The organism is Actinoplanes sp. NPDC051411 (assembly GCF_040682075.1).
Lineage (GTDB): Bacteria > Actinomycetota > Actinomycetes > Mycobacteriales > Micromonosporaceae > Actinoplanes.
In genome coordinates, this window is record NZ_JBFBAD010000096.1 from 15,319 (window position 1) to 27,814 (window position 12,496).

At 72.0% G+C, this 12,496-nt stretch carries 12 protein-coding genes; 3 read left to right on the forward strand and 9 right to left on the reverse strand.

The features are described from left to right. Positions 1-4: 4 nt before the first annotated feature. A complete protein-coding gene (locus AB0M88_RS37940; protein WP_364110670.1) occupies positions 5-1,183 on the reverse strand; it encodes a hypothetical protein in 1,179 nt (392 codons plus the stop codon). 79 nt (positions 1,184-1,262) lie between these two features. On the opposite strand from AB0M88_RS37940, the gene AB0M88_RS37945 reads away from it, so the two are divergent. Then, positions 1,263-1,976: a TetR/AcrR family transcriptional regulator C-terminal domain-containing protein gene (locus AB0M88_RS37945; RefSeq protein WP_364110671.1), complete on the forward strand. Its 714-nt coding sequence runs from the start codon at positions 1,263-1,265 to the stop codon at positions 1,974-1,976. 45 nt (positions 1,977-2,021) lie between these two features. Here the strand turns inward: AB0M88_RS37945 and AB0M88_RS37950 are convergent, their stop codons facing one another. From AB0M88_RS37950 to AB0M88_RS37960, 3 genes are read right to left on the reverse strand one after another with little or no spacing between them, the layout of a single operon-like run. Then, positions 2,022-4,220, reverse strand: a complete 2,199-nt coding sequence (locus AB0M88_RS37950) for an FtsX-like permease family protein (RefSeq protein WP_364110672.1) — start codon at positions 4,218-4,220, stop codon at positions 2,022-2,024. Next, the gene (locus AB0M88_RS37955) at positions 4,220-4,900 is read right to left on the reverse strand and encodes an ABC transporter ATP-binding protein (RefSeq protein WP_364110673.1); all 681 of its coding nucleotides are present in this window, start codon (positions 4,898-4,900) and stop codon (positions 4,220-4,222) included. Before AB0M88_RS37955 ends, AB0M88_RS37950 begins: the two co-directional genes overlap by 1 nt. After that, the gene (locus AB0M88_RS37960) at positions 4,897-5,424 is read right to left on the reverse strand and encodes a helix-turn-helix transcriptional regulator (protein ID WP_364110674.1); all 528 of its coding nucleotides are present in this window, start codon (positions 5,422-5,424) and stop codon (positions 4,897-4,899) included. Before AB0M88_RS37960 ends, AB0M88_RS37955 begins: the two co-directional genes overlap by 4 nt. Here AB0M88_RS37960 and AB0M88_RS37965 point away from each other — a divergent pair. After that, positions 5,374-5,727 carry a hypothetical protein gene (locus tag AB0M88_RS37965; protein ID WP_364110675.1) on the forward strand — a complete coding sequence of 118 codons (354 nt, stop codon included), beginning with the start codon at positions 5,374-5,376 and terminating at the stop codon, positions 5,725-5,727. The two genes, AB0M88_RS37960 and AB0M88_RS37965, sit on opposite strands and share 51 nt — an antisense overlap. Before the next feature lie 20 nt (positions 5,728-5,747). On the opposite strand, the gene AB0M88_RS37970 is transcribed toward AB0M88_RS37965, so the two are convergent. Continuing rightward, a complete protein-coding gene (locus AB0M88_RS37970; protein ID WP_364110676.1) occupies positions 5,748-7,016 on the reverse strand; it encodes a hypothetical protein in 1,269 nt (422 codons plus the stop codon). Between the two features lie 160 nt (positions 7,017-7,176). Here AB0M88_RS37970 and AB0M88_RS37975 point away from each other — a divergent pair, with 160 nt between their 5' ends. Then, positions 7,177-8,817, forward strand: a complete 1,641-nt coding sequence (locus AB0M88_RS37975) for an MFS transporter (RefSeq protein ID WP_364110677.1) — start codon at positions 7,177-7,179, stop codon at positions 8,815-8,817. A gap of 30 nt (positions 8,818-8,847) precedes the next feature. Here AB0M88_RS37975 and AB0M88_RS37980 read toward each other — a convergent pair whose 3' ends face one another. From AB0M88_RS37980 to AB0M88_RS37995, 4 genes are all read right to left on the reverse strand, one after another. Continuing rightward, positions 8,848-9,624, reverse strand: coding sequence for a biosynthetic peptidoglycan transglycosylase (locus AB0M88_RS37980; RefSeq protein WP_364110678.1), 777 nt, complete (start codon positions 9,622-9,624; stop codon positions 8,848-8,850). Between the two features lie 75 nt (positions 9,625-9,699). Then, a complete protein-coding gene (locus AB0M88_RS37985; RefSeq protein WP_364110679.1) occupies positions 9,700-10,884 on the reverse strand; it encodes an ABC transporter permease in 1,185 nt (394 codons plus the stop codon). Continuing rightward, entirely contained in the window at positions 10,881-11,558 is a 678-nt protein-coding gene (locus AB0M88_RS37990; RefSeq protein WP_364110680.1) for an ABC transporter ATP-binding protein, read from the reverse strand. The genes AB0M88_RS37985 and AB0M88_RS37990 overlap by 4 nt, the downstream gene beginning before the upstream one ends. Next, positions 11,555-12,496: hypothetical protein (locus tag AB0M88_RS37995; protein ID WP_364110681.1), on the reverse strand; the 942-nt coding region annotated here is incomplete at its 5' end. The genes AB0M88_RS37995 and AB0M88_RS37990, both read right to left, overlap by 4 nt.

The window sequence follows — 12,496 nt, forward strand, 5'->3', positions numbered from 1 at the left end:
GACGTCACGGGGCCCCGGCCACCTGCCGGGCGAGCAGCTGGTGGACGCGGCCGGTCGGACGGACGGCCGCGATGCGCCCGTCGCGCCAGCCGGCCAGGGCCAGCGTGCCGAACATCAGGTCCATCACGTTGTAGGGGTCGGTGTAGCCGCCGACCACCGGCGCGAGGTTCCAGCACACCAGCGTCCGCACCCCCGCGGACAGGGCGAGGAGCGCGCGCTGAACCAGTTGGCGGCAGGCGACCCGGTCACGCAGGGCGGCGAGCTCGGCCGGTGGGTCGGCCATGAACATCCGCAGTTCGCGGGGCTGCCGGTCGACGTCCTCGTACAGCCGGCGCACGGCACGGCGGTCGGGCGTCTCCACGACCATCTGGCCGGCCAGGTCGGCCGTGCTCATCGCGACGGCCGGCACCTGGGCCGACTCGGCGAAGGCGGCCATCATCGCCTGCTCGAGCGCGGCCAGGGCGTCCGGGAAGTCGAAAAGCATCGGACCGTTGTGCTCGCCAACCACGATCTCCTTCTCGTAGCCGTACGAACGCATCAGGTCGCGCGCCCGCCGCAGGTGGCCCGGCACGTGGCCGGGGTCGTCATAGAGGTGGACGTCGAAGCAGTCGTAGCTGTCACCGGCCGCGCCGGCCACGGTGTCGAAGAACTGCCAGGGCGCGCTGCCGACCGGGCTCGACAACATGTCATAGCCGCACCCGCCGAGCACCACCTTCGCCGTGGCGTCGGCGGCACGTACCTCCCGCGCGAAGATCCGGAGCTGATGGACGTATTCGTCAGCGGTGCCGGCCCACAGCAGGCCGGTGTTGCTGGGTTCGTTGTTGCACTGCCACCAGCCCACCCGGCCACCGAACCGCTCGACCAGTTTCCGCACGAACCGGCGGTAGGCGTCGTCGTCGGTGGCCGGTGACGGCGGCTGAAAGTCTGTCGGCACCTTGGTCGCCCACGGTGAGCTGGAACAGACGGTCACCCACACGTCGTCGGCCGGGTCGAGCTGGGCCAGCAGGGCGTCCACCACCCGCCAGTCGTACTCCCCCGGCTGTGGCTCGACCTGCGCCCAGTAGACATAGACGCGCACCAGGCCCGCGCCGAGCCCCCGCAGCTGAGGCATGAACTCCTCGGGTGGTCCGAACATCCCGTACGAGATGGCCCGCACGATGCCCAGCCGGATCCGATCCTGCATCGTCCTTCAACCTCCGTCGTTTATGCTGTAAACTTTGCGTTTACTATATAAACTTCGAGCGTGGAGGGAAGCTGTTTTCGTGCCGTCTCAGAGCCGTCCGATCCCGCTCATCTGGTCGACGCCGGCCCCGCCGGCCCGCCGGGCGCTCAGCCGCCGGTCGATCGTCACCGCGGCCATCGAGGTCGCCGACGCCCACGGCGCGGCCGCGCTGACCATGGCCGCAGTGGCCGGCCGGCTCGGCGACTACACCTCGATGTCGCTCTACCGCTACGTGCAGAGCAAGGAAGGTCTCATAGACCTCATGCTCGACGCCGCGATCTCCGAGGTGCCGCTGCCCGATCCCGCGCCCGGATGGCGGGCCGCCCTGCGGCAGCTGGGTCTGGACAGCTGGGAGATGGCCCACCGGCACCTCTGGTACGCCCAGCTCGTGCACACCCGGCCGCCGCTCGGCCCGAACACCATGCGCCGCACCGAAGCGGTGCTCCGGCTGCTGGTGGATGCCGGGGCGGACGTCCCCCGGGCTTTGTCCTATCTGGCCCTGCTCGACCGGCACGTTTTCTCCGCCGCGGTCGTCGACGCCGAGGAGCGAAGGATGGCGCACACCTACGGCATCGACAACGCCGCCGACCTGATCGCGGCGATCCGCGAGATCCACCGGTCGGTGACCGATCCAGGCGCCTACCCGCTGCTGTCCGGCTGGATGGCGGCACCCGCCGGTCCCACGACCGAAGAGCAGGTGGTGCAGGCCCTGGACTTCATCCTCGACGGGATGCAGCGGCAGCTGCGCCCCTGAGCAGACCCGGCTCCGGCCGGCCGGGCCCGCTCGAGGGACGGGGTGTCATTCGAAACGCACGTTCCGCGTCGCCGTGATGCGGCCGAGAATCGGCAGACAGGCGGCGATGATGGCGAGCGCGGCGACCAGGCTCGCGCCGAGAACGATGTAGTAGCTGCCGCTCGGCAGCACCAGAGCGTGCCGGCCCGGCGCCAGCGCCCGGGCGATCGGGTACGCGAGCGCGAGCCCGACCCCGGCCGCGACCGCGGTGGCCCCCAGCAGGGGGAGCACGGTCTCCAGCAGCACCGTGCGGTAGAGGACGCCGGTATTCGTGCCGCTGACGCGCAGCAGCGTGAAGGGCCGCTTGCGCTCGACCAGCCCACCGGCGACGGCGACCGCGAGACTGCTTCCGGCGATCAGCATCGTCACCGCGGCGACGATGATCACCACGCGCTGGATCTCGTCGTACAACTTGGCCCGGACATGGCCCACCTCGCCGAAGGTCATCGGCGACTCGAACGGGTCGACGAGCCCGGAGTAGGGGCTCAGCGCGGTCCGGACGCGTTCCAGGGTGGCCGGGCTGTCGGTGCGCACCAGCAGGTCGGACAGGAGGAGCCCGGACGGGTCGGCGACCCGGGCGGGACTGGTCGGCAACGGCAGCTGCCGGTCGAGCGCCGAGACGTTGTCGGTGTAGATGGCCCCGGTGTCGACCAGCACGGTCGGCGCGCCGGCCGGGCAGGTGGCGAGCGCGGGCAGCCGGGCCAGGTCGGCGCAGCGGACCAGCGTGGCCGGGCCCTCGCCGCCGGACGGGTGGTAGAGCGGGATCGCGTCGGTCCCGGGCACCGCGGCGATCGCGTCGAGCACCGGCTTGGCGTCGGCCGGAGCCAGCCCGTATTGCAGCGCCTGCTTGGGGCCGCCTCCGTTGACGAAGCCGACCCGCAGCACGTCGTCGAGCGAGCCGCTGCCGCCCACCTTCTCGGAGGCGACGGCGGCGGGCACGATCGAGGCCAGCGCGGTGCCGATCATCACCGCCAGCACGAGCCCGGAAACCGCGCGGAACGCGGCCCGCGGATTGTCGGCCAGCCGCCGCGCCGCGAGCAGCCCCGAACCGCCGGACGACCATCGCCCGAGCAGCCGGGCCGACATCATCGACAGCCACGGACCGGCGATCAGCAGGCCGAGCATGACCAGGATCAAGCTGCCGACGGCCAGGCCGGGTGAGTTCCGCTGCTTCTCCGGGTCGGCGGTCAGCGGAAAGCAGAAGACGGCGAGGCCGGCGAGCAGCGGGATGATCCGCCAGGCGCGGGGCGCGGGCGGGGTGACCCGACGGGAGACCCCGAGCGGCGAGATGCCGACCCGGCGCAGCGAGATCAGGCCGGCCACCGCCGCCGCGACCGGCACGGCGATCAACGCGACAGCGATGCCCGCGCCGGTCGGGCTGATGGTCTGGGGGAAGAACCGGAAGCCCAGCAACGGAATCCGGACGAGCCCGGGCCGGAGTAGGGCGTAGATGCCGAGGCCGAGCACCGCCCCCGCGGCGGCACCCACAATGGACTCCATCGAGGCGAACAGGCCGATCTGGCGGCGGGTGGCCCCGACCAGGCGCATGGCGGCGTAGCGTTCCTCGCGCCGGGCGGCCGCGATCCGGGTGGCGTTGCCGATCAGCACCATCATCGGTACGAGCAGCGCGACCGTGCCGAGCGCGAAGCCGAACTGGTAGAACTGCGAGGTGCCGAGGCCGCGCGGGGCGGTGTTGACGGCCGGGACGCGGATCGTGCGCGGGAGTGACCGCAGTTCGGCCGCGGGGCGCCCGACGACGACAGCCAGTTCGTCCGGGCCGTCCAGGGCCGCGGCCCCGACCGTACCGGAAAGCGTGCCCGGGAATCGGGCGCCGAGAAGGTTTTCCGGGGTTCCGGCGAGAAGCTTGGCCAGGGCCGGAGACGCGTAGTACTGCCCGGCGGCCGGCAGGTGCGCGAGGCCGGGCATCGTCGGCGCGCCGGCGGCGAGGGTGGCGACGTCGAGGCGTTCGATCGTGGCGCCGTCGTAGTAGTCCTGGCTGTAGTTCCACAGTAGAGAGCCGGTGTCCGAGGCGGATGAGGTGCATTCCCAGCATGGCCGGTCGACGGTCGACGAGTAGGCCTGGAACATCGCGAGCACCGACAGCAGCAGCCCGACTCCGACGCCGACCGCGAGGGTGGTGACCAGCAGCCGGACCAGTCCCTCGCGGCCGCTGCGCAGGGTCAGATGGAATCCGAGGCGGAACATCAGACCTCCACCCGTTTCACTCCGGCCAGAACCTCGCCGTCGCGCACCGTCACGCGCCGGTCGGCGTGCGCGGCGACCCGGGCGTCGTGAGTGACCAGCACGACCGTGGCGTCCACGGCGCGAACCGTGTCGACGAGCAGATCCATCACGTTCTCGCCGGTCAGCGAGTCGAGAGCGCCGGTCGGCTCGTCGGCGAACAGCACCGACGGCCCGGTCACCAGCGCGCGCCCGACGGCGACCCGCTGAGCCTGGCCGCCCGAGAGCTCACCCATGCGCCGAGTTTCCAGACCATCGAGTCCCAGGCGGGCGAACCACTCGCCCGCTTTCCCGTACGCCGTGCGCCGCCGGACACCGTCCAACAGCAACGGCAGCGCGATGTTGTCGACCGCGGTGAGCTCCGGCACCAACTGTCCGAACTGGAACACGAAGCCGAACGCCGTACGCCGCAACGCCGTCCGCTCCCGGTCCCCCATCGTGTCGACCCGCCGCCCGTCGAACCACACCTCGCCCGAGTCCGGCGTGAAGATGCCGGCCAGGCAGTGCAGCAGCGTCGACTTGCCGGAGCCACTGGGGCCCATCACGGCCAGGATCTCGCCGCGCTCGACGTCCAGGCTCGCGCCCCGCAACGCCGGGGTCGAGCCGAACGCCTTGGTCAGACGGTCCGCCTTGAGGAAGGTCATTTGCCCAGCTCCTTTCGCAACTGGTCGAGCCGGGCGACGGTGACGTCGATCCACCGCAGGTCGGCCTCGAGATGAAACAGTCCGTAGTCGGCGAGAAGCGTGCGGTCGAGCGGGCCCGCCTTGCGCATCGCGGTCAGCTCGTGCATGCGTTCCAGGTGGGCCTGCCGCTGGGCTTCGAGATGCTCGGCCGCCGCGCGACCGGAGAGCAGGGCCAGCACCACCTTGACGTAGAGGGTGGCCTGCAGCATCGGCTCGGGCTTCTCCGGCTCGGCCAGCCACTGCTCGACCTGGGTGACCCCGGCCGCAGTGATGACGAACCGCTTGCGGTCGGGGCCTTCGCCCGGTTCGGCCCCGAGCACCTGAATCTGCCCGTCCCGTTCGAGGCGGGACAGGGTGCCGTAGAGGTGGCCGAACGACAGCGGGCGGCCGCTGACCGCGAAGTAGTGGTCGTATTCGCGCTTGAGCTCGTAGCCATGGCTCGGTTCGGGCTCGAGCAGCGCCAGGATCGTCGAGGGAACATTCACGCGGCGTACGCTACGCCGACCTATTACCCGAGAGAATACCCTGAGAGAATACCTCAGGGTATTCTCAGGGTCGGGAGGCGGACGACCGCGGGCAACGGGCGCACCGCCTGCACCTCGACCACCGGCACCATCGCCGACTGCGACGCCGCCATCAACGCCCTCGGGCTGACCCAGCGGGCGACCTACCAGCCGGCGAACCGCTACCTACGGTTCCAGCTGACCGAGACCGCCCTCTACGCGGCACTCGCGATCATGATCGCCGCGCTGGGCGCCCGGCGGATCCGCCGGATCGACCTGACGTGACCCTCACCCCTGATCGTGGCTCAGACGCCGTCGAATTTGTTCAGGCTGGCACCGAGGACCTTGAGGCTGCTCGCACAGTCGGACTGGCTGGGGCTGCCGGCCCGCAACGCGGTCAGGACCGCGTCGATCTGGTCGTCGAGCTGATGCCACTTCGCCGGATCCCGCGGTTTGAGGCCGGCCTCGGCGTCGTCCCACGCCACCTCGAGGTCCTTGACCCGGCTCTTCCCACCGGCAAGGTCGTTCTTCGCGACCTTCCCCTGGACATCGCCGACGATCACGGCGAATCGCGTCAGGTCACCGAGCCGGGTCGTCGGGTGAGGCTTCCTCACCGCGACGGTGCCGGCCTGCTTTCCGTTCCCGGCGGTCGCCTGGACCGTGGGCGCCGCCTCCGTGCTGTCGGCGGCGCGGTTGGAGGCGCTCAGCCCCCAGCCGACCCCCGCGACCACCAGGATGCCGGCCGCCGCCCACGCGAGGTCGTGGCGGTTGCCGCCGGCCGGCCGACTTCCCTTGGCCATCACACCGTGCCGGGTGACCAGAATCTGCTCACGGGCCACCAACACCAGAATCACGGCGAAAAACAGCAGGCTCGTCCGGCTCGCCCCCAGCGCCAGACCACCGAAATCCTTGTCCTGGGTGAGAAGGTCACCCATCGAGGCCCCCAAGGGCCGGGTGAGGACGTACGCGATCCAGAACGTCAACACCTGACCCGCACCGAACACGTAGGCAACCCACGTAGCCGCGATCAGCCCACCGAAGATCAGTACGCCGTTGCGGAACCCGAGACTCAACGCCTCCGTGGCGAGGTCCCCCGCGGCCGTGCCGAGCGCGAACGTCGTGAGGATCGCGCCCCAGTAGAACGCCTCCCGCCGCGGCGTGTCGATCGACGCGATCGCCAGCGTGCCCTCCTGCCGATACCAGACCACGAACACCACGGCGAGCACGACCGCGAACACCACCGTGCTGAGGTACAGGCTGACGCCCAGCGTGTCGGTGAAGAAGTCGGTGATCTGCGTACCGACGATGCTCACCAGCACCACACACAACCAGTAGATCCACGGCGTATACCTGCGTGTCCGGAACTGAACCACCAGCGCCGCGACCAGCACGGCCGCCATCACACCGTCGGTGACCACCGGCCCCAGCCCGACGTTCACCGTCAGATAGTCGGAGAACGTCTCCCCGATCGTCGTGGACAGCACCTTGATGACCCAGAACGTCGCGGTGATCGCGGGAACCTTGGTCAACCACGTACGCGAGCGTTCCGCCACGGCGCCATAAGCCACCGACATGAAAGTCCTCCATGGGGATTCCGAGATTGTCAGGGCGGAACTATCGGGCACCGTTGCTTAACGCTTGCTGAAACGCCCTTTCGAGTGGAACCGCCGGGAACGGCCACCGGATCCGGCACTTTCAGCATTTCCTTGGGAACGCCCCCGTAGCTTGCAGCGGGTGCGTCCCTCTCCCGAGCGCTCTGAAGAAACCCGGCGAACGGGCCGGCCGACCCTCGGTTTTCGGCTCCGGCCGGTTCGCCCGGCCGTCGCAGCGGGACTGGTCGCCGGCGCTCTGAGTCTCGTCTGGGCGCTGTGGCTGGCCAGGGACGCGGGCGACCTCGCCGCCCAATACGCCTGGACCGACTTCGTACGCCACCACCCCGGATCGGCCTACAACCTGTCCTGGTACGGCGGCATCCACCCAGCCTCCTACAGCGTTCTCTCGCCCTACCTGATGGCCTGGCTCGGCGTACGCACCACCGGCGTGCTCGCCTGCACGGTCAGCGCCGTCCTCGGCGGCCGGCTGCTGAGTCGGGCCGGCGTCCACCGCCCCCTGCCACCCGCGCTCTGCCTGTCGGTAGCGGTCTGGTGCAACCTCGCCGCCGGCCGCGTCACCTACCTGCTCGGCCTGACGTTCGCCCTGGCGGCCGCCTACCTCGCGACCCGGCGGACCGTGGTCGCCGCCGTCCTGGGCACGGTGGCGACGCTGTGCAGCCCGGTCGCCGGCCTGTTCATCGAGGTCCTGGCGGCCGCGTTCTTTCTCGTCGGACAGCGCCGGCGGGCCTACCTGCTCGCCGCCGGACCACCGGTCGTCGTCGCAGCGACCACACTGCTGTTTCCCTTCTCCGGCATACAACCGTTTCCCTGGTACTCCGCCCTCGTCACCGCGGCGGCCGCGACGGCGGTCGCCCGGCTCACTCCCCCGGCCTGGCGGACCGTACGGGCCGGCGCCTGGGTGTACGCCGCCGGCGTCGCCCTGTGCTGGGTGCTACCCACCCCGATCGGCAGCAACGTCGAACGACTCGCCCTCCTGGGCTGCGGCACGGTCCTGATCTGCGCCGCCATGACCGGCGAACCACGAACCCGAAAGACGATCGCGACGTACGCGGCCGCCGCCGCCCTCATCATCTGGACCACCGCGCAACCGGCCGCCGACCTCTTCCACACCGCGCCGGTAGACGCCACCGTCGCCGACGCCCCGGCCCTGATCGCCGAACTTCACCGGTTGCACGCCGAACAGGGGCGGGTCGAGGTCGTGCCGCTGCGCACCCACTGGGAAGCCTCCGGCCTGGCCCCCGACCTCGACCTCGCCCGCGGCTGGAACCGGCAGGCCGACGTGCAACGCAACCCGCTCTTCTACGGCGGGACCCTGACCGCCGCCTCCTACCGGACGTGGCTGCGCGACTGGAGCGTCGGCTACGTCGTACTGCCCGGAGCCGAGCTGGACAGCGCCGGCCTCGCCGAGGCCCGGATCGTCACCGCCGGACCGCCCTGGCTGTCCCCGGTCTGGCAGGACGCCGACTGGCGGATCTACCGGGTGGCCGGGCCCGACCCGCTCGCGTCCGCACCCGCCACCGTCACCTACGCCGGACCGGCCGCGCTCACCGTCCACCTCCCCGGCCCGGGCTCGGCCCTGCTGCGCGTCGCCTGGTCGCCGTGGCTGGCCATCGACGGCGTCGACAACGACACCACCCCGCGCCCCTGCCTGCGCCGAAACGGCACCTGGACCGAACTGTCCGCCCCGCTCGCCGGCACCTACACGGTCGAGGCCCGCTACACCCTCGACCGCGGCACCCCGTGCCCGGCCCACGACTCCTAGCGCTCCGCGCCCGCGATCCGGCCGGCCGGGTCAGCCGGTCTGTTCCGGTGCTGGACCCGAGAACGTGCAGAGAACCGGATCGGCCAACTGCAGGGGCGTACGGTCCGTGAGGGTGGCCTGCTCCGCGGTGAGGGCGCCGACTGCCTGGAGGCGTCCGACCACTTCGCCGCGGCGCGCGAGCGCGCGGTCGGGGTGGCACAGCGGATCGTCGTAGCTGGGTGCTTTCAACAGACCGGCGAGCAGGGCGGCCTGGCCCCACGTAAGGTCCTGAGCCGCGACGTCGAAGTAGCCGTGGGCGGCGGCACCGGCCCCGTAGTAGCCGTGGCCGAAGTATTCGGCGTTGAGGTACATCAGCAGGATCTCTGTCTTGGGGTAGGCGCGATCGAGTTTGATCGCCAGGGCGGCCTGCTCCGCCTGGTCGAGCGGGCTCCGGCGTCCGCCGGTGTAGAGCAGCTTGGCCAGCTGGACCTCGATCGTCGAGCCGCCGGCGTCCCGGCCTTCGAATGCTCCGGCGGCCGCCCGGGCCAGCGCTTGCGGGTCCAGGCCGCGATGCTGGTAGAACCGGGTGTCCTCGGTCGCGAGAACCGCGACGGCCAGGCGCGACGGCAGCTCGGCAAGCGGCGGACCGGCGGTGTGATGATCGGCGATCCAGTCCTGGGCGCGGATCTCGGCACTGCCGGCCGACGGCGTCATCGTCATCAATGTCACGGCACCGAGCAGCACCGCGGCGAGCGCTCCGGCGGCAACGCGGCCGGCCAGGCGGATACGCTGCGCCCGCTGCGTTGTCTGGCCGCGCTCACCTCCCATGCGTCGAGGCTACCCAGACCGTCACCCACGCCGGCGGCCATCGACATGGGTGACCGCCTCGAGGTAGAGGGAATGTCACAGCGTGCGGAGCGCCTCCGTCGGTGAGAGGCGGGCGGCGCGCAGTGCGGGATACAACCCCGCGACTCCCCCGATCACCGCCGCCGCGGCCAAGCCGGCCCCCAGCGCGTACGCGGGAACCAGGGTCTGCCACCCGCGCGCGGCCGCCATCGCGTAGGTGACCGCCGTGCCCAGAACCACCCCGGTCAGACCACCGGCCGCGCCCAACAGGAGCGACTCGACCAGGAACTGGGCGCCGACGTGCCCCCGGGTGGCGCCGAGCGCCCGCCGCAGGCCGATCTCGCCGCGGCGTTCCAGGACCGAGATGACCAGCACGTTCGCGATGCCGATGCCGCCGACCAGCAGCGCCACCCCGCCCAGGCCGAGCAGCAGCAGGGTGGTCCCGCCGGTCACGGCCAGCCTCGCGGTCAGCGCCTCGGACGGGCGGCTCACGGCGACCTCCTCCGGGTGTTCCGGGTCGGCCGCGCGGGCCAGCATGCCCGCGACCTCCGCGGTGCGCTCGGTCTCGGCGCGTACGAAGATCCGGGTGGGGTTGCCCTGATAGCCGAAGTCCCGGGTGGCGACGGGCGCGCCGATGAAGGCCGCGGTGTCCAGCTCCGGCGCCAGGTCCACCGGGGCCATCACGCCGACCACGGTGTACCAGCGGTCGCCGACATAGACGCGCGGACGGTCGGTGACGTTGTCGATGCCGAGGACCGCCGCGGCGTAGTGGCCGAGCACGATCGCGGGATAGCGGATGAGCGCGGCGTCCAGGAACCGGCCGTGCGCCAGCGTGCCATCGAGCGTCGCCAGCAGAGTCGGGTCGGTGACGCGCACCGACAGGCCCCCGGTGCGCCCGCTCGGAATCCGGTCGCTTCGATACACCTGGACCGGAAGGGTCGCGGTGGCCGCGGCGGAAAGCACTCCTTGCGTACGCGCCGCCGCCGGGCCTGCCGTCTCCGGCAGTTCCGCCTCCGCACCCCGGAGAGTCTTGCCGTTGGAGACGGTCAGCAGGTTGGTGCCGACCCGGTCGATCCGGGCGATCACGTCGGCCTGGCTGGACCGGGTCACGCCGAGCACGGCGACCATGGCCGCGATGCCGATGGCGACGCCGAGCACCGAGAGCGCGGCGCGGCCCGGCCGGGACCGGAGGCCCACCGTGCTGACCGGCAGCAGGTCGGCCGGGCGCAGGCGGGACCTCATCGCGCCTCCCCGACGACCAGGCCGTCGCGAAGCTCGACACGGCGGGACATGGCCCCGGCCACCCGCTCGTCGTGCGTGATCACGACGATCGTGACGCCGTCGGCGTTGAGCTCGTGCAGCAGCGCGACGACGCCCTGCCCGGCGACCGAGTCCAGGTTGCCGGTGGGCTCGTCGGCCAGCACCACGGCGGGCCGGCCGACCAGGGCGCGGGCGATCGCGACCCGCTGGCGCTCGCCGCCGGAGAGGTGCGCGGTGGGGAAGCCGGCGCGATGGGCGAGGCCGACCCGCTCCAGGGCCTCCGCGGCGGCCCGGCGGCGCTCGGAGCCCGGCACGCCGCGGTAGAGCAGGCCGGTCGCCACGTTCTCGGCCGCGCTGAGCCGGTCGAGCAGCATGAACTGCTGGAAGACCACGCCGAGCCGGTGCGCGCGGACGCCGGACAGCTGCCGGTCCCGCAGCCTCTCGACGGCGTGGCCGGTGATGCGTACCGAACCCGCGGACGGGCGGTCCAGGCCGGCGGCGAGATTGAGCAGCGTGGTCTTGCCGGAGCCGGACGGTCCGACGACGGCGACCAGCTCGCCCTGCCGTACGGTCAGGTTGATGCCGCGAAGGGACTCCACCGGCGGGGTGCCGGGGTAGACCTTGCGCACGTCGACGAGTTCCAGGACGGCGTTCATGCGGCCGGCACCTCCACGGACTGGCCCGCGCTGAGGCCGCTGACGATCTCGACCTGGCCGGTGCTCTCGTCGAACCGGCCCGGCTCGACCGGGACGAGGCCGCCGCCGGCCAACCGCACCTGGTAGCCGCCGCCCGGCCGCGCGAGGAGGGCGGCGATCGGGGCGAGCAGCACGTTCGCGCGGGTGCCGGTGGTGACGTCGACCGTCACCGGGGCCTGGTCCAGGGTGAAACCGCCGGGCACCCGCAGCGTGACGGTGACCGGGACGGTCGCCGCGTCCGGGTCGGCGGGCTGGTCGGGCGAGTCGCCGGCGGACGCGGTCGCCACCTGGCCGATCATGGTGACCCGGCCCGGGATCGGTTCGGTGTCGGGCAGCGCGACCTCGACCCGGTCACCGACGTGCATCTCGCCGCCCTGGGAGGTGTCGACCTGGGCCACCACCGCGCGGTCGGTCGACGTTCCGGCGAGCACGGCCGATCCGGGGGCGACCGTTCCACCGACGCGGGCCGGTGTCGCGGTGACTCGCAGCGGCGTGGGCAGGAAGACGATCTGGCCCCGCGTGAGCCGGCCGGTGCGCTGGTAGGACGGGCGCCCCCACGACGCCTCCCAGCGCCGGATCGCGGCGGCGGTGGCGGCGCTGAAGTGCCGGTCCACGGTGATCCGGTGGTGCGGGTCGAGACCGAGGGCGACCAGGTTGGTCTCGAGCTGGCGCACGTCGGGACCGTTGCTCATCCCGTACGCGAAATCTCGGTAGACCGGGACGGCACCCAGCAGGAGGCGTACCGGAGCGTCGGAGACACGGTAGAGGATGCCGCCGCGGCCGACCGCGGCGCCGGCCGGCGGCCCCCCGGGGGGCCCCCCCGGGCCCCCCCGGTGGTCGACCGGGTTAGAAACCGGGTTCAGGGGCGTGGCGCGGCGCTGCACGGGGTGGGGGTGCGG